Genomic DNA, 20347 nt, shown 5'->3' on the forward strand with positions numbered 1-20347 from the left:
CAGTCGCCTGACGGCGCGATCCGCCGTCAGTGACCCTAGGAGGCGGTATGGCAGGGCCTGTTCAGACACCCTTCGAGACGTCCGCTGCGACGCTCGACGTCGCGATGGAGCCCATCGGGCTGGTCGCCCCGGACGGGACGCCGACCCCCGAGACCCGATACCGCCGCGACCTACCCCCCGAGACACTGGCCTGGCTCTACGAGTCGATGGTCGTGACCCGCGACCTCGACGGCGAACTGGTCAATCTGCAGCGTCAGGGCGAACTGGCCCTGTTCGCCTCCTGCCGCGGCCAGGAAGCCGCCCAGATCGGCGCCGCGGCGTGCCTGCGCAAGACCGACTGGCTGTTCCCGCAGTACCGCGAGATCGGGGCGTTCCTGCTGCGCGGCATCACCCCCGCCCAGCTCAGCGCCGTGTGGCGCGGCAAATGGCACGGCGGTCTCGGTTTCACCGACAAGTGCGTCGCCCCGATCGCCATTCCGATCGGCACCCACGGGCTGCACGCGGTCGGCGCCGCGATGGCCGCCCAGCAGCTGGGCGAGGACTCGGTGACGCTGGCGTTCCTCGGTGACGGCGCGACCAGTGAAGGCGACGTGCACGAGGCGCTGAACTTCGCGGCGGTGTACCGGGCGCCGTGCGTGTTCTTCGTGCAGAACAACCAGTGGGCGATCTCGGTGCCCGTCAGCAGGCAGCAGGCAGGACCGTCGATCGCGCACCGCGCCACCGGATATGGCATGCCGGGCGTGCGGGTCGACGGCAACGACGTGCTGGCGTGCTTCGCGGTGACCGCGGAGGCGGCGCAGCGGGCGCGCGACGGCGGCGGTCCGACGCTGATCGAGGCGATCACCTACCGGATGGGCCCGCACACCACCTCCGACGACCCAACCCGCTACCGCGACGACCAGGAAGTCGAGCAGTGGGCGGCGCGCGACCCGATCGCGCGGTACCGCACCTATCTCACATCGGTGGGCGTGTGGACCGAGCGGCTCGAGGACCGCGTGCGCGCCAGATCCAAACGGTTGCGCGCCGAACTGCGCGACGCCGTCGTCGGCGCCGAGGACTTCGATGTCACCGAGATGTTCGACGCGGTCTATCACGACATCACGCCCGACCTGAGGGCCCAACGCGAGCAGTTGACGGCCGAACTGGCGAAGGAGGCGTGAGATGACGCAGATCATCGACCGGCCGACGCGATACGGCGAGGACGAACCCCGCGGTCCGGTGCTGACACCCGTGCCGGAGCTGCCGACACTGACCATGGTGCAGGCGATCAACCGGGCGTTGCACGACGCGATGGCCTCCGACGACCGGGTGCTGGTGTTCGGTGAGGACGTCGCCACCCTGGGTGGGGTCTTCCGGGTGACCGAAGGGCTCGCCGACACCTTCGGCGCCACACGCTGTTTCGACACGCCGCTGGCCGAGTCCGGCATCGTCGGGTTGGCGATCGGGATGGCGATCCGCGGCCTGATCCCCGTCCCCGAGATCCAGTTCGACGGGTTCGCCGCGCCGGCCTTCGACCAGATCGTCAGCCACCTGGCCAAGTACCGGATGCGCACCCGCGGCGACGTCGACATGCCGGTGACCATCCGCATCCCGTCGTTCGGCGGGATCGGCGCGGTCGAGCACCATTCGGAGTCGACCGAGTCGTACTGGCTGCACACCGCCGGGCTCAAGGTGGTGGTGCCGTCGACGCCGTCGGATGCGTACTGGCTGCTGCGCCAATCGATTGCGAGCCGCGACCCGGTCGTCTACCTCGAACCCAAGCGCAGGTACTGGGCACGCGAACCCGTCGACACCACGACGCCGGGTCTGCCGCTGGGCCGCGCCGCGATCCGCCACCCCGGCTCCGACGTCACGGTGGTGACCTACGGCCCGCTGGTCGCGACCGCCGTGAGCGCCGCGGAACTCGCTGCCGAACAGCGCGATTGGAGCATCGAGGTGCTCGACCTGCGGACGCTCAACCCGCTCGATTTCGACACGGTGGCCGAATCGGTGCGCCGCACCGGACGGGTCGTGGTGATGCACGAAGGTCCGCGCACCCTCGGATTCGGTGCCGAACTCGCGGCCCGGATTCAGGAGGAGTTGTTCTACGACCTGGAGGCGCCGGTGTTGCGCGCCACCGGGTTCGACACGCCCTATCCGCCTGCGCGGCTCGAGAAGCTGTGGCTTCCGGGAGTCGACCGGCTCCTCGACTGTGTCGAACGGACGTTGGAGCAGCCATGACCGCGATGGAGTTCCTGGTGCCCGACCTCGGTGAGGGTCTGGAGGACGCGACGATCACCGGATGGGCCGTCGCCGTCGGTGACGAGGTCGAGCTCAACCAGACGCTGTGCACCGTCGAGACCAACAAGGCCGAAGTCGAGATCCCCAGCCCGTACGCCGGCCGAATCCTCGAACTCGGTGGGCGAGAAGGGCAGACGCTGCCCGTCGGCACGCTGCTGGCCCGGATCGAGACCGAAGCCGAACGACCGGCCGAGAAGCGCAAACCCGTACTGGTCGGATACGGCGCGGACGACGCGATGGACACCAGCCGCCGCACGGCGGCGCCGCCGTCGCACCGCGTCCGCGCCAAGCCGCCCGTGCGGAAACTGGCCGCCGAACTCGGCGTCGACCTGGCGGGTGTGGCAGGGTCGGGACCCGACGGCGTGGTCACCCGCGACGACGTGCTCGCGGTCGCCGGCCGTTTCGCGCCGGCCCCGGACATGGTGGCGGTCCGCGGTGTGCAGGCCGAGATGGCGCGGCGAATGACATTGTCACGCAGGGAAATTCCGGACGCACACACGAGTGTTCAGGTGGACGGTTCGGGCTTGTTGCGGCTGCGGGACCGGCTGCGTGACCGCGCCGACGAGAACTCGCCGGTCACGCCGTTCGTGCTGACTCTGCGGTTGCTGACGATCGCGCTGACCCGTCACCCGACGCTGAACGCCACCTGGGTCGAGACCACCGACGGACCGCAGATCCACCTGCATTCCGCGGTGCATCTCGGCTTCGGGGTGGCTGCGCCGCGCGGTCTGCTGGTGCCGGTGATCAGCGACGCCCACAACCTGACCACCCGCGAACTGGCCGCCACCGTGGCGCGGCTGATCGGCGACGCGCGGGCAGGCGCGCTCAAACCGACCGAACTGCAGGGATCGACGTTCACCGTCTCCAACTTCGGCGCGCTCGGCCTGGACGACGGCGTGCCGGTGATCAACTATCCGGAGGCGGCGATCCTCGGCATCGGCTCGCTCAAGCCGCGGGCCGTCGTCGTCGACGACGCGGTCGTGGCCCGTCCGACGATGACGCTGACGTGCGCTTTTGACCACCGCATCGCCGACGGCGCGCAGGTGGCCGTGTTCCTGTGCGAGCTGCGCGACTTGATCGAGACACCCGAGACGGCGCTGCTCGACCTGTAGTCGGCACAATCGGAGCCATGGCGGCGACTGGTGTGTGTCCCTGCGGTAGTGGGATCGACTACCGCGCCTGTTGCGAACCGCTGCACGACGGTGTGCGGCCGGCGTCGACCGCGGAGGAGCTGATGCGGTCGCGCTATGCCGCGTTCGCAAAAGGTCTCGCCGACTACCTGTTTCGGACCTGGCATCCGCGGACCCGGCCGCCGGAGGTGAGCGTCGATCCGCAGATGGCGTGGCGCGGACTCGCGATCAGCGATGTCGTCGCCGGCGGCCCGGACGACGACCGCGGCGAAGTGGAGTTCGTGGCACGCTACGTCAAGGCGGGGCAGGTCGGCGCCGTGCATGAGCGGAGCCGCTTCGAACGCCGCGCCGGCCGCTGGTTCTACGTCGACGCGCTCTGAGTCACTTGCGCTGCGCGGCGGCCAGCCGCTGCTGGAACTCGGGGGACAGGATCGAGGAGGCCTGCGGGCCGAGTTCGGTGTCGACGGCGATGCGGTGCTGATCGGAGTCGACGACGCCGGGGTTGGCGGTCGCCCGCATCGATGCCTTGGTCGCGACGACCACGTCGCGGGGCGCGCCGGCCGGGCCCGCGGCCAGCGTCCGCGCCGCGGCCACCGGATCGTCGGCCACTTCGAGCGCCAGCCCGTACCGCACGGCCGCCTCGGCGTCGAACCGCATCCCGAACAGCAGCGAGGCGCGCGCCGCCTGCGGTCCCACCGCGCGCTGCAGCATCCACGTGGCCCCGCCGCCGGGGTGGATGCCCAGCTTCTGGAAGCGCGGGTCGAACAGCGCAGCCGGTCCCGCGATGCGCACGTCGGCGGCCAGCGCCAGGTTCAGTCCCGCGCCGACAGCGGCGCCGTTGACCGCCGCGATCGTCGGCAGCGTGCAGTTGGCCACCGCCAAGAAGCCGTCGTAGATCTTGCGCAGCCCGTCCTCGGCGGCCGAGCCCAGCGCGCTCAGATCGGCGCCCGCGCAGAACGCCTTGCCCGCGCCGGTGACGATGACCGCGTGCACATCGGGATTCGCCTCGGCGGCGTCGACGGCGTCGCGCAGCGCGGCCGACATCTCGAACGTGACCGCGTTGCGGCGGTCCGGGTCGTTGACGGTGAGAACGGCGATGCGGTCCTCGACATGGACCAGTACCGGATCAGACACCCGCTCAGCCTAGTGACCGGTGCTCAGCCGGCGACGGTCAGCGTGACGTTGTGCAGCGCGACGGCGACATCGCTGGGAAGGATGTCGACGAAGGTCGGCGCGTTGCGGTCGGCGGGCGCCGAGGCGATCACGTTGGCGGGATAACTCGGGCTGCACGGGAAGTTGTGGCAGCGGTACCAGAAACCCGGCGCGCTCTGATACGGCGCCATGCTCGGCGCCTGGTCGACCCGGTAGCGGCCGGGCTCGATCGACGCCGTCGTCCACCCCGGACGGGGGTTGGTGCTGACGCTGAACACGCCGTTGCTGCCGAAACTGGGCGGGCCCGCCTGCGCGGGTGCGGCCACCACACCGGCCAGCGCGACGCCCACCGCGATGGTCGCGACCGTGTCACGCCTGAGGTTCACGACGACGAGTGTATCGAGCGGGGACTCCAGCGAAGCAGATATCGGTAGTACAGCGCCCGCCGGATTGTCGCGCCCGGCAGGACGGCGTCGGCCCCGCGGCGAATCTCGTCGAGGGAGTGGTCGGGATCGGCGACGCGCACACCGATATCGGGTGTCTCACCGTGCCACCAGGATCCGAGCCGCACGACAGGCAGACACAGCAGCGCCCACAGGTAGTCGGTGACCGATCGGTTCGCCGACAATCCGACCACGGCGATCTCTCCTGACGGCCGAAGCATGCTGCGCGCCTTCGCCAATGACGCGTGCAAATCCATGTGGTGCAGGCTGGCGACGAAGGTGATCAGATCGAAGCGCCGACCGGCGGGGTCGTAGCGGTCGAATGTCGTGTGCGCCAGCGTGACATCGTCGTCGGACAACCGGATCCCGGCGCGGTGAATCGCCTCCCGGTCCGGATCGATCGCGGTGACCGACCGCGACACCGGCGCCAGCCGCTGGGCGAGCAGGCCGTCGCCGCACCCGACGTCGAGCACGTCACCGCGGTGGCGGGCGGCGATGTCGACGAGCCACGGGTGGTAGGCCGTGTTGTGGTTCCAGTACTCGCGGGTCACGCGGCGGTGTCGGCGCCGCCCGCGGTCTCGGTGGCGTCGCCGGCGTCGCCGGCGTCGCCGGCGCCCGCCGGGTCAGTGTCGGCGTCGGTGGGCGCGGGATCGACCGTCGTGGTCGAATCATCCTGTGATGCAGCGTCTTTGATCTCGCCGTCGGCGGGGTCATCCCCGACGTGCCCGCCGACCTGACCGGGTTCGGCCTTCTCGCTGGTGCGCACGACGTTGAGGGCCGGTCGGCGCGTCTGCTCTGAGGTCTCGCCCTCGGCGGCATCGAGCGCGGTCTGCTCGGTGGCATCGGGCTCGTCGGTGCCCTCCGCGACTCCGGTGTCTCCGGTCTCCCCGGTCGGCTCGGACTCGGGTTGCTGCGGCGTTTTCGGCGTTTTCGGCGCGGAGACCGCGGCCAGGCCCTGCTGGATCGCAGCGGGTACCTTGGCCAGCGTCGCCAGGAACTCGCCGGGCGACGGAAACAGTCGGGCGGGCCGATAGGCGCTCGGGTCCTTCGGAATCGGGTTGCCGCCGTAGTACGCGGAGTCGACGATCAGCTTCAGCAGCGGGCCGGTCAGATCGGCGAGCTGGTTGCCGAACACGTCGCGGATCAACCGCGTCAGCGGCAGTTCCTCGGTGGTGTAGGTGACGTAGGTGGTGTTCGCCCGCGTCGTGACGTAGGCGGTGATCCGGTCCTCGGGCGACGCACAGCGCGCATCGGGGCAGTCGAGCACCGCGCCGCTCACCGTGACCGCACAGGTGTTGGCGTTGCATGACACCGACGGCGTGCCGTCGACGTTGACCGGCAGGTCGATCGTGGACTGGTTGCGGTGCGAGTAGAGGTAGGACACCAGCGCGTTGACCGCCGCGACCGGGTTGAGCACGTCGGCGGGCGCGTTCGAGTTGTAGTCGTACTGGTAGCCGATGTTGACCGCAGCCCTCGCGGGCACGTCGCTGGGCGTCGGGATGGGGTTGACGCCGATCAGCGCGAACCAGGGATATCGGGTGCCGAACCCGCCGTCGGGCCGCGCGACGTCGTTGTCGAAGATCAGGACGGTCTGGTCGAGGTCCGTCCGATCCGCAAGAGCCAGCAAACTCGCGTTCGCGGCACCCCAGCCCGAGGCGAGGATCGCGTTGGGCTCATCGGGGTTGGCGTCGAGGGCCTGCTGGATTCCCAGCGGGCCGGTGCGGAAGTCGACGAAGACTATGTCGTCGCCGTTGGGGCCGGTGTAGATCGGGTCGTTGAACTTACCGCCGAAGAAGTTCTGGACGCCCGCTCCGGTTGGGTTGGTGGAACTGCCGACGACGATCAATGCGCTCAGGTCGACCAGCGGTGCCGAGATCGAGGCCGGCTGGGTGGCGGCGACGCCGACGACGGCGGTCGCGACTCCTGCCGCCGCGATGGTCGTCGCGAACCTGCGTGGCTTACGGGACCCGCCCATCCCTCTCCCTTTCCGACGCTCGCGCGCAGCAAACGTGTATCTGCGGGCGATGGTACGCGAGGTCAGCGACCGGCCGGGTCGGCGTCGCTAGAACTTCGCGATGAGAGCGGCGGCGCGGACGTCGGCGCCGACGGTGAGTGCGATGTGCACGGCCGCGTCGCGCCGGGACCACCGGATCGTGACGTCCTCGCCGTAGCGGATCGGCCTGCGGTACTCCACGACGGCGCGGTAGGGGGCCCGGCACAGATCGGGCACGTGCGCGGCCACCTCGTGGATCGCGTGCCAGTAGGCGGTGTTGGTGACGTGTTCGAAGATGTCGATGTCGGTGCGCCGCAGGGGAAAGGGGGTGCGCTCGTCGGCGTCGTCGAGGTCGGCCAGCCAGGGCCGCCACTTGAGCCGGAGCTCGTCGGTGGTGGTGGAGAACCGGGCGATCAGGCTGTCGGAGGCGCGCTGCGGCGTCAGCGTCTTGCTGTTGATCGCGATCCAGAAGCCTTCGGTCTCGATCCGACCGCCGTCGTTGCCGACCAGGTCGACGCGCATCGTGCACCACCGGGTCGACAGCGCCGAACACCATCGGCTGAACGCGATGTCGTTCGGGAACTCGATGGGCTCGATGACGTCGATGACGGTGCGCTGGACCAGCCAGTGCGGGTGGTCCTCGGCTTCCCCGGCGTCGACGAGATTCTGTGCCCCGACCTCTTGGATGTAGCGCGCGACGCTGTCCAGGCGCAGGTGCAGCTCGCCGTCGATGTCGGCGGTCGCGACCGGCCAGGCGGTCCGGTAGATGTATCCGGAGTCCGGTTGCGGGCTCAGCCGGCGGTCGACGTCGTTGGTTGGCATCGGGTCATGTGTACCGTGCCGCGTCGCCGTGGGGCGATCCGGGATCAGCTGCCTGCGACATCCTCGAGGCAGGGCAGATCGGGATCGTCGGCCAGCACGCACCACACACCGACCGCGGTGTCGCCGCCGAGACCGGCGGGCGCCGCTGGATCGGTCGGAGGTTGGGGATCGGGATCGGTGCTGGGGCCGCCGGTTCCGCCACCACCCGTCCCGCCGCCGGTGCCACCACCAGTGCCACCGCCCGGATCACCACCGCCGGGGTTGCCGCCGCCCGGGTTGCCGTTGCCAGGACCGCCGGGGTTGCCGCCGTTTCCGCGGCCGTTGTTGCCCTGGCCGTGGTTACCGTTGTCGCCATTGTTCGTGCCGGGCGCCGCCAGCGCGATGCCTCCCGGTGCCAAAAGCAGCAGGGACGTCGCCATCAGGACACCCACGGCGGCCCGCATTCTGCGCGTTCTTCGTTTGGTCGCCATCTCGGGCCCCCTCCACGCACGCGACGTCGAGTACGTTGCTGTGTCGGCGAGAGTACGTTGCTGGAAAGGCGCTTCGGCGTACTTTCACAAGATCCATGTGGCCGACCCGTCGCCTGGAAAAGCGAGATCCGCATCGTGGCAGATCATGGCGCTCGGGTTTGCGAAATATGGTGCGAGTTGCTTGCCGATAACTTTGCTATCGCAACGACCGGCTGTGCACGGCATGCGCTTAGGGCGCACGAATCGGCGCTGAGCGCCCCCGGCAGGGTTCGAACCTGCGACCAGCCGCTTAGAAGGCGGCTGCTCTATCCACTGAGCTACGGAGGCAGCGAACAAACCCTAACAATTGCTGTCAGCAGACGTCGGCGCCACTGAATACCTTTGATATCGATGGCGCAACACCACACGAAAGACAAGGGCGATTTAGGCATCGCCAAGGCCCACGCCGACTTGGTCGGTCAGGGTTTTATCGTGCTATTTCCAGCGACGGAGCACGCGCCGTTCGACCTGGTGGCCTATGCAGCTGGCGCATTTCATCGACTCCAGGTGAAGTACCGGACTGCTCAAGCCGGCGCGGTGAAAGTCAACTTCCGCTCGACATGGGCAGATCGAAATGGGACTCACGTGAAGCCGGTCGATAAGGATGCGTTCGATGTGGTCGTTATCTACTGTCCTGACACTGACGAATGTTATTACGTCAGACCCGGCGAACATGGGTCGTCAGTGACGCTCAGAGTGGCGCCGAGCAAGAACGGGCAGCGGGCGCGGGTGCTCGACGCATGGGCGTATCGCAAACTGTCGCGCACTGGGTCCGATTCCGGTTCAGGACCACTTGCCTTCGGGCATGTCTCAGCTATTAAAGCCGTCTCGCGCCTACGAGCAGCGGACTAGCGTGGTGGCCACACCAGTAACAGCGAGCCGTCACGGTGAAGGAGGAAGCGACGCCCCATGAGCGTGCCGGAACTCGACGCTGCAGGACTGCCCGAGGAACTCAGCCCGCTCGACCAGATCCTGCACCGCGGTGAGGCCAACCCGCGCACCCGCTCGGGGATCATGACGATGGAGATCCTGGACTGCGCGCCGGGCTGGGACACCTTCCGCGCGAAGTTCGATTACGCGACGCGCCGGGTGCTGCGACTGCGGCAGAAGGTCGTGATGCCGACGCTGCCGACGGTGGCGCCGCGCTGGGTCGTCGACCCCGACTTCAACCTGGACTTCCATCTCCGGCGAGTGCGCGCCCCCGAGCCCGGGACGTTCCGGCAGGTGCTCGACTTCGCGGAGGTGGCCGCCCAGTCGCCGCTGGATATCTCGCGGCCGCTGTGGACCGCCACGCTCGTCGAAGGACTGCAAGGCGATCGGGCCGCGCTCGTCGTCCATCTCAGCCACGCGGTCACCGACGGCGTCGGCGGCGTCGAGATGTTCGCCAACCTCTACGACCTGGAACGCGACCCGCCGCCGCAACCCGCTCCGCCGCTGCCCATTCCGCAGGACCTTTCGCCCAATGACCTGATGCGCCAGGGCATCAACCGGTTGCCCGGTACCATCGCCGGGCGGCTGCGCGGGGCGGTGTTCGGCGCCGCCCACGTCGCCGGTGAGGTGATCCGCGACCCGATCTCGCGGCTCGGCAGCGTGGTGGAGTACGCGATGTCGGGGGCGCGGGTGGTCGGTCCCGTCGCCGATCCTTCTCCGGTGTTGCGCCGCCGCAGCCTGTCATCGCGCAGCGAGGCGATCGACATCGAGTTCGGCGCCCTGCACCGCGCCGCGAAGACCGCCGGCGGATCGATCAACGACGCCTATCTCGCGGGGCTCTGCGGCGCGCTGCGGCTCTATCACGAGGCTCAGGGCGTGCCGATCGACGCGCTGCCGATGGCGGTGCCGGTGAACCTGCGCTCCGAGGCGGACCCGGCGGGCGGAAACCGGTTCGCGGGTGTGAATCTCGCGGCGCCGATCGGTCTATCCGACCCCGAGGTACGCATCCGCAACATCCGCTCGCAGATGACCACCAAACGCGAGGAGCGGGCCATCGACATGGTCGGCGCGATCGCACCGCTGGTGGGCCTGCTGCCTGATACCGTGCTCGAGTCGATGGCCGGCTCCATCGTCAACTCCGACGTGCAGGCCAGCAACGTCCCGGTCTACGCGGGCGACACGTACATCGCCGGTGCAAAGGTGTTGCGTCAGTACGGACTCGGACCGCTGCCGGGGGTCGCGATGATGGTGGTGCTGGTGTCGCGGTCGGGGTACTGCACGATCACCTCCCGCTATGACCGCGCGGCTATCACCGACCAGGAACTGTGGGCGCGGTGTCTGCTGGCCGGGTTCGACGAGGTGCTCGCCCTCGGGGGAGAGGGCCGCGCCGAACCCGCCTCGTTCGACACCGACCCGGCTTCACCCGACCCGTCACCCAATGGGAGTGCAGCGCAATGACTTCACCGAACGGCCAACCCGCGCAGCGCACGATGCGGCTGCCAGGCTCGGTCGCCGAGATCCTCGGCAGCCCGGAGGGCCCCGGGGTCGGAGCATTCTTCGATCTCGACGGCACCCTGGTCGCCGGGTTCACCGGCGTGGTGATGACCCAGGATCGGTTCCGCCGTCGGCAGATGTCGATGGGCGAGTTCATCGGCATGGTGCAGGCCGGTCTCAACCATCAGCTCGGCCGCTCGGAGTTCGAAGACCTGATCGGCAAGGGCGCCCGGATGCTGCGGGGCAACTCGCTGGCCGACGTCGACGAACTCGCCGAGCGGTTGTTCGTGCAGAAGATCGTCGGCCGCATCTATCCCGAGATGCGAGAGTTGGTGCGCGCGCACATGGCTCGCGGCCACACCGTTGTGCTGAGTTCCTCGGCGCTCACCGTGCAGGTCGAGCCGGTCGCGCGGTTCCTGGGCATCGAGAACGTGCTGAGCAACAAGTTCGAGACCGACGATGACGGGCTGCTCACCGGGGAGGTGCTGCGGCCGATCATCTGGGGGCCGGGCAAGGCCAGGGCGGTGCAGAAGTTCGCCGCCGAGCACGGCGTGGACCTGGCGAAGAGCTACTTCTACGCCGACGGCGACGAGGACGTCGCGCTGATGTATCTCGTCGGCAACCCCCGCCCGACCAATCCGGGGGGCAAGCTCGCGGCCGTCGCCGCCAAACGCGGATGGCCCGTGCTGCGGTTCACCAGTCGCAGTGGCGCCAGCCCGATTTCGCAGCTGCGCACGGCGGCGGGCATCGCTTCGATGGGGCCCATCGCGGCCGGGGCTTTAGGGCTGGGTCTGCTCACCCGCAGCAAGCGCACCGGTGTCAACTTCTTCACCTCCGCGTTCGGCCGCACCCTGATGACCACGATCGGCATCAACATCAACGTGCTGGGCGAGGAGAACCTGACCAAACAGCGGCCCGCGGTGTTCCTGTTCAACCACCGCAACCAGGCCGACCCGCTGATCGCCGGGCGACTGGTCGAGACCAACTTCACCTCCGTCGGCAAGAAGGAATTGGAGAAGGATCCGATCGTCGGCACGCTCGGCAAGATCATGGATGCCGCGTTCATCGACCGCGAGAATCCGCAGAAAGCGGTCGAGGGGCTGAAGAAGGTCGAGGACCTGGCGCGCAAGGGGCTGTCGATCCTGATCGCGCCCGAAGGCACCCGACTCGACACCACCGAGGTGGGGCCGTTCAAGAAGGGGCCGTTCCGCATCGCGATGTCGGCGGGAATTCCTATCGTGCCCATCGTGATTCGCAACGCCGAAGTCATCGCCGCCCGCGATTCGAGCACCTTCAACCCCGGCACCGTCGACGTGGTGGTCTATCCGCCGATACCCGTCGACGACTGGACACACGACAACCTCGAGGACCGCATCGCCGAGGTGCGCGAGCTCTACCTCGACACGTTGAAGGACTGGCCGCACGACGAGCTGCCGACGCCGCCGCTCTACACGCGCAGCGCGCCGAAGAAGGCAGGGAAGAAGGCGCCGGCGAAGAAGGCGGCCAATAAGACGCCAGCCAAGAAGACGCCGGCCAAAAAGACCACCGCCAAGAAGGCCGCCAAGAAGACGCCGGCCAAGAACTCGGAAAGCGCTGCGCGGAAGGGCCGTTCGTGAAGACCCTCGGTGACCACTACGCGCCGTTCACGCCCACGGGGGACGCGCTGGTACTCGCCTCGGCGTCGTCGCCGGCCGAACGTGAACTGCTCGACGACTGGCTGGACCGGCAGCGCCGCCAGAACCCGGGCTCCAAGATCGACGTGCTGCTGCTGCCGGGTGACGACGATCCGCCGCCGGGCGTGCTCGCCCAACTGGTATCCGAACTCGAAGCCGGCGAGGACAGGTCCGTCGTGCCGGTGCGGGTGTTCTGGGTGCCGGGCGGACTGCCGACGCGCTCCAAGGTGGTGTCCCTGCTGTCGGGGCGTGACACCTACCGCCCACCGGAAATCCTGCAACGACGGATCCTGCGCCGCGACCAGTCCCGGGCGCGGGTCGTCGCCGGTGAACCCGCCAAGGTCTCCGAGCTGCGCCAGCAGTGGGCCGACACCACCGTCGCCGAAAACCCCCGCGAATTCGCACGATTCGTCATCCGCCGGGCGATCCTCGCGATCGAACGAGTCGAACTGCGGCTGCTCGGGCCGGAGTACAAGTCCCCGCGGCTGATCAAGCCGGAACTCCTGGCGTCGGCGCGGTTCCGCGAAGGGCTGCAGCGTATCCCCGGTGCCGACCTCGAGGCCGCGGGCGAGATGCTCGACGAGCTGTCGACCGGCTGGAGCCGGTTCTCGGTCGATCTGATCCCGTCGCTCGGCCGGGCGATCTTCAGCCGCGGCTTCGACCCGAACATCGACTACGACCGCGACGAAGTCGAGGCGATGCGCCGCAACCTGGAGAACCATCCGGCGGTCCTGCTGTTCTCGCACCGGTCCTACCTCGACGGCGTCATCGTGCCGGTGGCCATGCAGGAGAACCGGTTACCGCCGGTGCACACGTTCGCCGGGATCAACCTGTCGTTCGGGTTCATGGGCCCCCTGATGCGCCACTCCGGGGTGATCTTCCTGCGGCGCAAGCTCGACGACCCGGTGTACAAATACGTGCTGCGCCAGTTCGTCGGCTACATCGTCGAGAAGCGGTTCAACCTCAGCTGGTCGATCGAGGGAACCCGGTCGCGCACCGGAAAGATGTTGCCGCCCAAGCTCGGCCTGCTCGCCTACGTCGCCGACGCGTACCTCGACGGCCGCAGCGAGGACATCCTGCTGCAGCCGGTGTCGATCAGCTTCGACCAACTCCACGAGACCGCCGAGTACGCCGCCTACGCCAGGGGAGGGGAGAAGACCCCCGAAAGCCTGTCGTGGATGTACAACTTCATCAAGGCTCAGGGCGAACGTAACTACGGCAAGATCTACGTCCGCTTCCCCGAGGCGGTGTCGATGCGCGAGTACCTCGGCGTCCCGCACGGCCCGATGTCCACCGACGACGACGCCAAACGCCTGGCGCTGCAGAAGATGGCGTTCGAGGTGTCGTGGCGCATCCTGCGTGCCACGCCGGTCAACGCCAGCGCGCTTGTCTCGGCGCTGCTGCTCACCACCCGCGGCATCGCGCTGACCCTCGACCAGGTCCACCACTCGCTGCAGCCCTCGCTGGACTACCTGGAGCGCAAGCAGACGCCGATGACGAACAGCGCCTTGCGGTTACGGACCCCCGAAGGGGTCCGCTCGGCGCTCGACGCACTGTCCAACCGCCACCCGGTCACGTGCGTCGAGGGCGGTCGCGAGCCGGTGTGGCGGATCGCACCCGAGGACGAGCACGAAGCGGCGTTCTACCGCAACACCCTCATCGACGCGTTCCTGGAGACCTCGCTGGTCGAGTTGGCCCTCGTGCACGCAGGCCGCGCGGAAACCGACCGGCTCAACGCGTTCTGGACGCAGGTGATGCGACTGCGCGACCTGCTCAAGTTCGACTTCTATTTCGCCGACTCGGCGGCGTTCCGCGAACACGTCGCCGAAGAGCTGTCCTGGCAGGACGATTGGGAAGCTCAGGTGAACGCGGGCGAGGAACAGGTGGACGCCCTGTTGCGGGTGAAGTCGCCGCTGCTGGCCGGCGCCATGCTGCGGCCGTTCTTCGAGGCCTACTCGATCGTCGCCGATGTGCTGCGCGACGCGCCCGCCGAGATCGACGAGAAGGAACTCACCCGCCGCGCGCTCGGGCTGGGCAACCAGTACGTCGCGCAGAACCGGGTGCGCAGCAACGAGTCGGTGTCGGCGCTGCTGTTCGCGACCGCCCGCCAGGTGGTCGCCGACCAGCACCTGCTGGAACCGGCCGCCGATCTGCAGGAGCGCCGCCTGGCCTTCCGCGACGAGCTGCGCGCCATCCTGCGCGACATGGACAAGGTGGAGCGGATCTCGCTCAAGCAGTTCATGGCCCGTGAGGCCGCCCGCCGGAAGGTGCGCCTCGACTCCTGACGCCGAGCGCACGGATTCGGGCGATCCCGGCACACGCCATACGCTGGATGACATGACGACGGCGGCGACGGGCGTGCGCAGCAGCGCAGTGTGGCCCGTGCTCGTCGGCGTCGCGGTGCTGGCCGGTGCGGTCGCCGCCGGCATCGGGGCGCTGTCGCTGGCCGACGCGCTGACCGCCACCGGCTTGCCGAACCCCGGCCCGGTCACCACCTACGGGCTGCCGTTCGTGCGGGCAGCCGGCGAGATCGCCGCCGTCGTGGCGGTCGGCTCGTTCCTGTTCGCGGCGTTCCTGACCCCGCCGCAGGCCACCGGGGTGCTCGACGCCGGCGGCTACCGCGCGCTGCGGCTCGGCACCGGGGCGTCGGCCGTGTGGACCGTGTGCGCGGCGCTGCTGGTCCCGTTGACGGTCTCCGACGTCTCCGGGCAACCGCTCCTCGACAACCTCAACCCGATGCAGATCTGGTCGGCGGCCGGTCTCGTCGAGACCGCGAGTGCATGGCGCTGGACTGCGTTTCTGGCCGCGGCGGTCACCGTGGCCAGCCTGCCGGTGCTGCGCTGGTCGTGGACGCCGGTCCTGCTGGCCGGCGGGTTGACGACGCTCATGCCGCTGGCGCTGACGGGCCACTCGTCGACCGGCGGCGACCATGACCTGGCGACCAACAGCCTGGTGTTCCACCTGGTGGCCGGGTCGCTGTGGGCCGGCGGGCTGCTCGCGCTGCTGGTGCACGTCTGGCGTCGCGGCGCGCACGCCGACCTGGCGGCACGGCGGTTCTCGGCGATCGCGCTGTGGTGTTTCGTGGTGATGGCCGTCAGCGGTGTGCTCAACGCGCTGGCCCGGATGCAACCGGCCGACCTGCTGCGCACCTCGTACGGGCTGCTGGTCGTCGCCAAGGTCGTCGCGCTGGCCCTGCTGGCTGTGGTCGGCTGGCGTCAGCGGCGGTCCGGTCTGGCCGCGCTGCGCGCCGATCCCGAGGCCCGTGGCCCCCTGATCCGGCTGGCGTTGGTCGAGGCGGTGCTGTTCGGGGCGACGTTCGGGATCGCGGTCGGACTGGGCCGCACCCCGCCGCCCCCACCACCGCGGCTGCCCAGCCCGGTCGAGGTGGCGATCGGCTACGACATCGCCGGGCCGCCCACCGTCGCGCGGCTGCTGTTCGACTGGCGCTTTGACCTGGTGTTCGGCACCGCGGCGATCGTGTTCGCCATCGTCTACCTGGTCGGGGTGCGCCGGTTGCGCCGCCGCGGCGACGCCTGGCCCGTCGGCAGGACGGTCGGCTGGTTGTGCGGTTGCGCGGCGCTGCTGATCGCGACGTCGTCCGGGCTCGGCCGCTACATGCCCGCCATGTTCTCGATGCACATGATCGCCCACATGATGCTGTCGATGCTGGTGCCGGTCCTGCTGGTGCTCGGGGCGCCGATGACGCTCGCGCTGCGGGTGCTGCCCGCGGCCGGGCGCGGTGATCCGCCGGGCGCGCGGGAGTGGCTGCTGGCCGGACTGCACTCGCGGGTGTCGCGGTTCCTGACCAACCCGATCGTCGCGACGGTGATCTTCGTCGCGGGCTTCTACGGCCTGTACTTCGGCGGGCTGTTCGACGCCGCCGTCGACAACCACGCCGCGCACGTGCTGATGAACCTGCACTTCCTGCTCAGCGGCTACCTCTTCTACTGGGTGGTGATCGGGATCGACCCGGCGCCACGCCAGCTCCCGCAGCTCGGCAAGCTCGCGATGGTGTTCGCCTCGCTGCCTTTGCACGCGTTCTTCGGCGTGGTGCTGATGGGCATGAAGACGGTCCTCGGTGAGCCGTTCTACCGGTCGCTGCAGCTGGACTGGCACACCGATCTGCTGTCCGATCAGCGCACCGGCGGCGGAATTGCTTGGGCGGCAGGAGAATTCCCACTGCTGCTGGTGATGTGCGCGCTGCTGATCCAGTGGCGGCGCAGCGACCAACGCACCGCGACGCGGTTGGACCGCGCCGCCGACCGCGACGACGACGCCGATCTGGCCGCCTACAACGCGATGCTGGCCGAACTGGCGCGCCGCGACGCCCGATAGCGGGGGCTGGGCGGGGCTAGGCTGTGCGGGCTGTGCGCCGAGACCGACGCTTTGGTCGGTTTCCGCCCGCCGAATCGACCATTACGTCGGTTTCGAGGAGCGTGGAGCCAGACCACCCGTCGCGGGCGTCCAACCAGGTGTGGAGATTCCCTTCGTCGGTAGCGACGCCGTAGCGGCCGGCCGCCTCACCAGAGCCCACCTGCGCAGTCACTATCGGCCGCTGTACCGCGGTATCTACGTCCCGCGACACCACAGAGCGTCGCTGCGCGAGAGGATCACCGGCGTGGCGCTCGCCTCGCCGTCAGCGGTCATCGCCGGGGTAGCCGCCTCCGCGATGCACGGCGCGAAATGGGTCGACGACGATGTCCCCGTTGAACTGGTCGCGGCGGTCCGGCGCCAGCGCGGGCTGATCGTCCGCGACGAGACCTTGGCCGACGACGAAGTCACCACGGTCGCGGGCATCCGGGTCACCACGCCGGCCCGGACCGCGTTCGACCTGGGTCGGCATCAGTCACGGGGCAGGGCCGTCGCACGCATGGACGCGTTGATGAATGCCCGACCGTTCGCTCCCGAGGACGTCGCGCTGCTGGCGAAACGTCATCGCGGGGTGCGTGGTCTGCGACGGCTGCGAGTGGCGCTGCCGCTCGTCGACGGCGGCGCCGAGTCGCCGAGAGAAACGTGGCTGCGGCTCCTCTTCATCGACGCGGGGCTACCCTGTCCCACAACGCAATACGTCGTTCGCGACGAGTTCGGTCGCTATGTCCGGCGCATCGACATGGTCTGGGAGGACTTCAAGGTCGGCGCGGAATACGACGGAGGACAACACCTCACCAGTCGGCGACAGTACGTCCTCGACGTCCAGGTCAGACGCACGTTGCAGCGGCTCCGCTGGCACGTCGTCCACGTCATCAAAGAGGATGCCAAGGCCGACGTCATCGCGCAGGTGCGAAATGCGTTGTTGTCGCGGGGTTGGCGGCCGTAGGCGCGCTGTCCGCCTGCTCGAGACCGACGTATTGGTCGATTGCGAGCGGTGAAATCGACCAAAACGTCGGTCTCGGCGATCGGGCGATCAGCGCATCCCCAACACCGCATTCATCCACAGGGCACGCGCCGCCGCCCGCTGGCGAGCCGATCGGTGTCGGCGCCCGGGCGCTCAATGGCGGTGTCACCGACGAGCCGGGACACCCGGGTCGTCGCAAAGAAACCAGTTGGAAGGACACAGCATGTTCGAGACACCGTTCACCATCGTCGGCAACATCGTCACCGACCCGATCCACCGCCGCGTCGGAGACCAGGAGATGGTCCGGTTCCGCGTCGCGAGCAACTCGCGCCGCCGCACCGCCGAGGGAACATGGGAGCCCGGCAATTCGTTGTTCGTCACGGTCAACTGCTGGGGGCGGGTGGTGGCCGGGACCAGCGCGGCGCTGGTCAAAGGCGACCCGGTGATCGTCGTCGGGCATGTCTACACCAGCGAGTACGACGACCGCGACGGCAACCGGCGCTCCTCGGTGGAGGTGCGCGCCACTTCCGTCGGCCCCGATCTGGCCCGGTGCGGGGCGCGCCTCGACCGGGTCAAACAGCAGACCGACCAGCGTTCGGCGGATCCCGACGGCGATTCCGCGGACGGCGGCGACGACGATGCAGACCAGCCCGACGAGGCGCTGCCTCTGACGGCGTAGCGGCCGCCCGGCGCGCGCAGCCCTCGAACCCGTCGGCTGCTCGCGCCGGGATGGCTCACTGCCCACCGCCCGGGCGGCCCCGCCTACGATGGTCCGCGAGTATTACCCAGATTTCGATCTTGAAAGGCACATCACGGCATGGCCGAATTCATCTATTCGATGCGGAAGGTCCGCAAGGCGCACGGGGACAAGGTGATCCTCGATGACGTCAGCCTGAACTTCCTTCCGGGCGCCAAGATCGGCGTGGTCGGACCCAACGGGGCCGGCAAGTCGAGCGTCTTGCGGATCATGGCCGGATTGGACCAGCCCAACAACGGCGACGCGCTGCTGCAACCCGGCGCGACGGTCGGCATCCTGCAGCAGGAGCCGCCGCTGAACGAGGACAAGACGGTCCGCGAGAACGTCGAAGAGGGCGTCCCCATCAAGGCCAAGCTCAACCGGTACAACGAGGTCGCCGAGCTGATGGCCACCGATTACACCGACGAGCTGATGGAAGAGATGGGCAAGCTCCAGGAGGAGCTCGACGCGGCCGACGCGTGGGACATCGACAGCCAGCTCGAGCAGGCCATGGACGCGCTGCGCTGCCCGCCGCCCGACGAGCCGGTCACCCACCTGTCCGGCGGTGAGCGCCGCCGCGTGGCGCTGTGCAAGCTGCTGCTGTCCAAACCCGACCTGCTGCTGCTCGACGAGCCCACCAACCACCTCGACGCCGAGAGCGTGCAGTGGCTCGAGCAGCACCTCGCCGAGTACAAGGGCGCGATCCTCGCCGTCACCCACGACCGGTACTTCCTCGACAACGTGGCCGAGTGGATCCTGGAACTCGACCGGGGCCGCGCCTACCCGTACGAGGGCAACTACTCGACCTATCTGGAGAAGAAGGCCGAGCGGGTGGCGGTGCAGGGCCGCAAGGACGCCAAGCTGCAGAAGCGGCTGCAGGAGGAACTCGCCTGGGTCCGCTCGGGCGCCAAGGCGCGGCAGGCCAAGAGCAAGGCCCGGCTGCAGCGCTACGAGGAGATGGCCGCCGAGGCGGAAAAGACCCGCAAGCTCGACTTCGAGGAGATCCAGATCCCGACGCCGCCGCGGCTGGGCAGCGTCGTGGTCGAGGTCGAACACCTCGACAAGGGTTTCAACGGCCGCACCCTGATCAAGGACCTGTCGTTCACGCTGCCGCGCAACGGCATCGTCGGCGTCATCGGCCCCAACGGTGTCGGTAAGACGACCCTGTTCAAGACCATCGTCGGTCTCGAGCAACCGGACAGTGGCACCGTGAAGGTCGGCGAGACGGTCAAGCTCAGCTACGTCGATCAGACCCGCGCCGGCATCGACCCGAAAAAGAATGTATGGGAGGTCGTTTCCGACGGCCTGGACTACATCGAGGTCGGCCAGAACGAGATCCCGTCGCGCGCCTACGTGTCCGCGTTCGGGTTCAAGGGCCCGGATCAGCAGAAGCCCGCGGGCGTGCTGTCCGGCGGTGAGCGCAACCGGCTGAACCTGGCGCTGACCCTCAAGGAGGGCGGCAACCTGATCCTGCTCGACGAGCCCACCAACGACCTGGACGTCGAGACGTTGTCGTCGCTGGAGAACGCCCTGGAAAGCTTCCCCGGCTGCGCTGTCGTCATCTCCCACGACCGGTGGTTCCTCGACCGCACCTGCACGCACATCCTGGCGTGGGAGGGCGACGAGGACAACGAGGCCAAGTGGTTCTGGTTCGAGGGCAACTTCGGTGCCTACGAAGAGAACAAGGTCGAACGGCTCGGCGCCGAAGCGGCCCGCCCGCACCGGGTGACCCACCGCAAGCTCACCCGCGACTGATCCGGCGGGGTCGGCGGCCAAGCGCGCGCCGGACTACTAAGGTCATCTGGCGTGCGGGGCCGTCCGCCCAGCGGGGCGGACGGCCACATCCAACG

Annotated in this window: 18 protein-coding genes and 1 tRNA gene; 12 read left to right on the forward strand and 7 right to left on the reverse strand. The window is 68.9% G+C overall.

The features are described from left to right. Positions 1–47: 47 nt before the first annotated feature. The 4 genes from pdhA to BLW81_RS16605 are packed head-to-tail and all read left to right on the forward strand — an operon-like array spanning position 48 to position 3790. Positions 48–1160, forward strand: coding sequence for a pyruvate dehydrogenase (acetyl-transferring) E1 component subunit alpha (gene pdhA / locus BLW81_RS16590; protein ID WP_083408114.1), 1113 nt, complete (start codon positions 48–50; stop codon positions 1158–1160). A 1-nt stretch (position 1161) separates the two neighbouring features. Further along, entirely contained in the window at positions 1162–2220 is a 1059-nt protein-coding gene (locus BLW81_RS16595; protein WP_083408115.1) for an alpha-ketoacid dehydrogenase subunit beta, read from the forward strand. Beyond that, positions 2217–3392, forward strand: a complete 1176-nt coding sequence (locus BLW81_RS16600) for a dihydrolipoamide acetyltransferase family protein (protein ID WP_083408116.1) — start codon at positions 2217–2219, stop codon at positions 3390–3392. The genes BLW81_RS16595 and BLW81_RS16600 overlap by 4 nt, the downstream gene beginning before the upstream one ends. 17 nt (positions 3393–3409) lie before the next feature. Then, entirely contained in the window at positions 3410–3790 is a 381-nt protein-coding gene (locus tag BLW81_RS16605; RefSeq protein WP_083408117.1) for a YchJ family protein, read from the forward strand. A 1-nt stretch (position 3791) separates the two neighbouring features. Here the strand turns inward: BLW81_RS16605 and BLW81_RS16610 are convergent, their stop codons facing one another. The 7 genes from BLW81_RS16610 to BLW81_RS16640 all read right to left on the reverse strand — a co-directional run bounded on the left by BLW81_RS16610 (position 3792) and on the right by BLW81_RS16640 (position 8617). Further along, positions 3792–4544, reverse strand: a complete 753-nt coding sequence (locus BLW81_RS16610) for an enoyl-CoA hydratase (RefSeq protein ID WP_083408118.1) — start codon at positions 4542–4544, stop codon at positions 3792–3794. A gap of 23 nt (positions 4545–4567) precedes the next feature. Continuing rightward, complete coding sequence (locus BLW81_RS16615) at positions 4568–4948, reverse strand: hypothetical protein (RefSeq protein WP_407662267.1); 381 nt, start codon at positions 4946–4948, stop codon at positions 4568–4570. After that, positions 4945–5556 carry a class I SAM-dependent methyltransferase gene (locus BLW81_RS16620; RefSeq protein WP_083408119.1) on the reverse strand — a complete coding sequence of 204 codons (612 nt, stop codon included), beginning with the start codon at positions 5554–5556 and terminating at the stop codon, positions 4945–4947. The genes BLW81_RS16615 and BLW81_RS16620 overlap by 4 nt, the downstream gene beginning before the upstream one ends. Continuing rightward, positions 5553–6980 (reverse strand): PE-PPE domain-containing protein, encoded by a 1428-nt coding sequence (locus tag BLW81_RS16625; protein WP_083408120.1) that lies wholly within the window; start codon positions 6978–6980, stop codon positions 5553–5555. The genes BLW81_RS16620 and BLW81_RS16625 overlap by 4 nt, the downstream gene beginning before the upstream one ends. Before the next feature lie 87 nt (positions 6981–7067). Continuing rightward, complete coding sequence (locus tag BLW81_RS16630) at positions 7068–7820, reverse strand: acyl-[acyl-carrier-protein] thioesterase (RefSeq protein WP_083408121.1); 753 nt, start codon at positions 7818–7820, stop codon at positions 7068–7070. 44 nt (positions 7821–7864) lie between these two features. Beyond that, positions 7865–8239, reverse strand: a complete 375-nt coding sequence (locus BLW81_RS16635) for a hypothetical protein (RefSeq protein ID WP_157897713.1) — start codon at positions 8237–8239, stop codon at positions 7865–7867. A 305-nt stretch (positions 8240–8544) separates the two neighbouring features. After that, positions 8545–8617: transfer RNA gene (locus tag BLW81_RS16640), tRNA-Arg, on the reverse strand. Positions 8618–8680: 63 nt separating this feature from the next. On the opposite strand from BLW81_RS16640, the gene BLW81_RS16645 reads away from it, so the two are divergent. The 8 genes from BLW81_RS16645 (at position 8681) to ettA (ending at position 20252) form a co-directional block, all read left to right on the forward strand. After that, entirely contained in the window at positions 8681–9181 is a 501-nt protein-coding gene (locus tag BLW81_RS16645) for a group I intron-associated PD-(D/E)XK endonuclease (RefSeq protein WP_157897714.1), read from the forward strand. A gap of 57 nt (positions 9182–9238) precedes the next feature. Next, the gene (locus BLW81_RS16650) at positions 9239–10717 is read left to right on the forward strand and encodes a wax ester/triacylglycerol synthase family O-acyltransferase (RefSeq protein ID WP_083408123.1); all 1479 of its coding nucleotides are present in this window, start codon (positions 9239–9241) and stop codon (positions 10715–10717) included. Then, entirely contained in the window at positions 10714–12369 is a 1656-nt protein-coding gene (locus tag BLW81_RS16655; RefSeq protein ID WP_083408124.1) for an HAD-IB family hydrolase/lysophospholipid acyltransferase family protein, read from the forward strand. Before BLW81_RS16650 ends, BLW81_RS16655 begins: the two co-directional genes overlap by 4 nt. Continuing rightward, the gene (locus tag BLW81_RS16660) at positions 12366–14711 is read left to right on the forward strand and encodes a glycerol-3-phosphate 1-O-acyltransferase (protein WP_083408125.1); all 2346 of its coding nucleotides are present in this window, start codon (positions 12366–12368) and stop codon (positions 14709–14711) included. Before BLW81_RS16655 ends, BLW81_RS16660 begins: the two co-directional genes overlap by 4 nt. Positions 14712–14763: 52 nt before the next feature. After that, on the forward strand, positions 14764–16761 hold the full coding sequence (locus tag BLW81_RS16665; RefSeq protein ID WP_083408126.1) for a bifunctional copper resistance protein CopD/cytochrome c oxidase assembly protein: 1998 nt from the start codon (positions 14764–14766) through the stop codon (positions 16759–16761). 139 nt (positions 16762–16900) lie between these two features. After that, positions 16901–17743, forward strand: a complete 843-nt coding sequence (locus tag BLW81_RS16670; protein ID WP_083408127.1) for a type IV toxin-antitoxin system AbiEi family antitoxin — start codon at positions 16901–16903, stop codon at positions 17741–17743. A 241-nt stretch (positions 17744–17984) separates the two neighbouring features. Further along, positions 17985–18440, forward strand: coding sequence for a single-stranded DNA-binding protein (locus BLW81_RS16675; RefSeq protein ID WP_083408128.1), 456 nt, complete (start codon positions 17985–17987; stop codon positions 18438–18440). A gap of 138 nt (positions 18441–18578) precedes the next feature. Beyond that, complete coding sequence (gene ettA, locus BLW81_RS16680; protein ID WP_083408129.1) at positions 18579–20252, forward strand: energy-dependent translational throttle protein EttA; 1674 nt, start codon at positions 18579–18581, stop codon at positions 20250–20252. Positions 20253–20347: the final 95 nt, after the last annotated feature.

The organism is Mycolicibacterium rutilum, from assembly GCF_900108565.1.
Lineage (GTDB): Bacteria > Actinomycetota > Actinomycetes > Mycobacteriales > Mycobacteriaceae > Mycobacterium > Mycobacterium rutilum.

Coding starts and splice junctions, on each gene's coding strand:
- BLW81_RS16605 (WP_083408117.1), top strand. CDS start 3,410: ATGGCGGCGACTGGTGTGTGTCCCTGCGGTAGTGGGATCGACTACCGC.
- BLW81_RS16645 (WP_157897714.1), top strand. CDS start 8,681: ATGGCGCAACACCACACGAAAGACAAGGGCGATTTAGGCATCGCCAAG.
- BLW81_RS16630 (WP_083408121.1), bottom strand. CDS start 7,820: ATGCCAACCAACGACGTCGACCGCCGGCTGAGCCCGCAACCGGACTCC.
- ettA (WP_083408129.1), top strand. CDS start 18,579: ATGGCCGAATTCATCTATTCGATGCGGAAGGTCCGCAAGGCGCACGGG.
- BLW81_RS16650 (WP_083408123.1), top strand. CDS start 9,239: ATGAGCGTGCCGGAACTCGACGCTGCAGGACTGCCCGAGGAACTCAGC.
- BLW81_RS16655 (WP_083408124.1), top strand. CDS start 10,714: ATGACTTCACCGAACGGCCAACCCGCGCAGCGCACGATGCGGCTGCCA.
- BLW81_RS16625 (WP_083408120.1), bottom strand. CDS start 6,980: ATGGGCGGGTCCCGTAAGCCACGCAGGTTCGCGACGACCATCGCGGCG.
- BLW81_RS16600 (WP_083408116.1), top strand. CDS start 2,217: ATGACCGCGATGGAGTTCCTGGTGCCCGACCTCGGTGAGGGTCTGGAG.
- BLW81_RS16635 (WP_157897713.1), bottom strand. CDS start 8,239: ATGGCGACGTCCCTGCTGCTTTTGGCACCGGGAGGCATCGCGCTGGCG.
- BLW81_RS16665 (WP_083408126.1), top strand. CDS start 14,764: ATGACGACGGCGGCGACGGGCGTGCGCAGCAGCGCAGTGTGGCCCGTG.
- pdhA (WP_083408114.1), top strand. CDS start 48: ATGGCAGGGCCTGTTCAGACACCCTTCGAGACGTCCGCTGCGACGCTC.
- BLW81_RS16675 (WP_083408128.1), top strand. CDS start 17,985: ATGTTCGAGACACCGTTCACCATCGTCGGCAACATCGTCACCGACCCG.
- BLW81_RS16595 (WP_083408115.1), top strand. CDS start 1,162: ATGACGCAGATCATCGACCGGCCGACGCGATACGGCGAGGACGAACCC.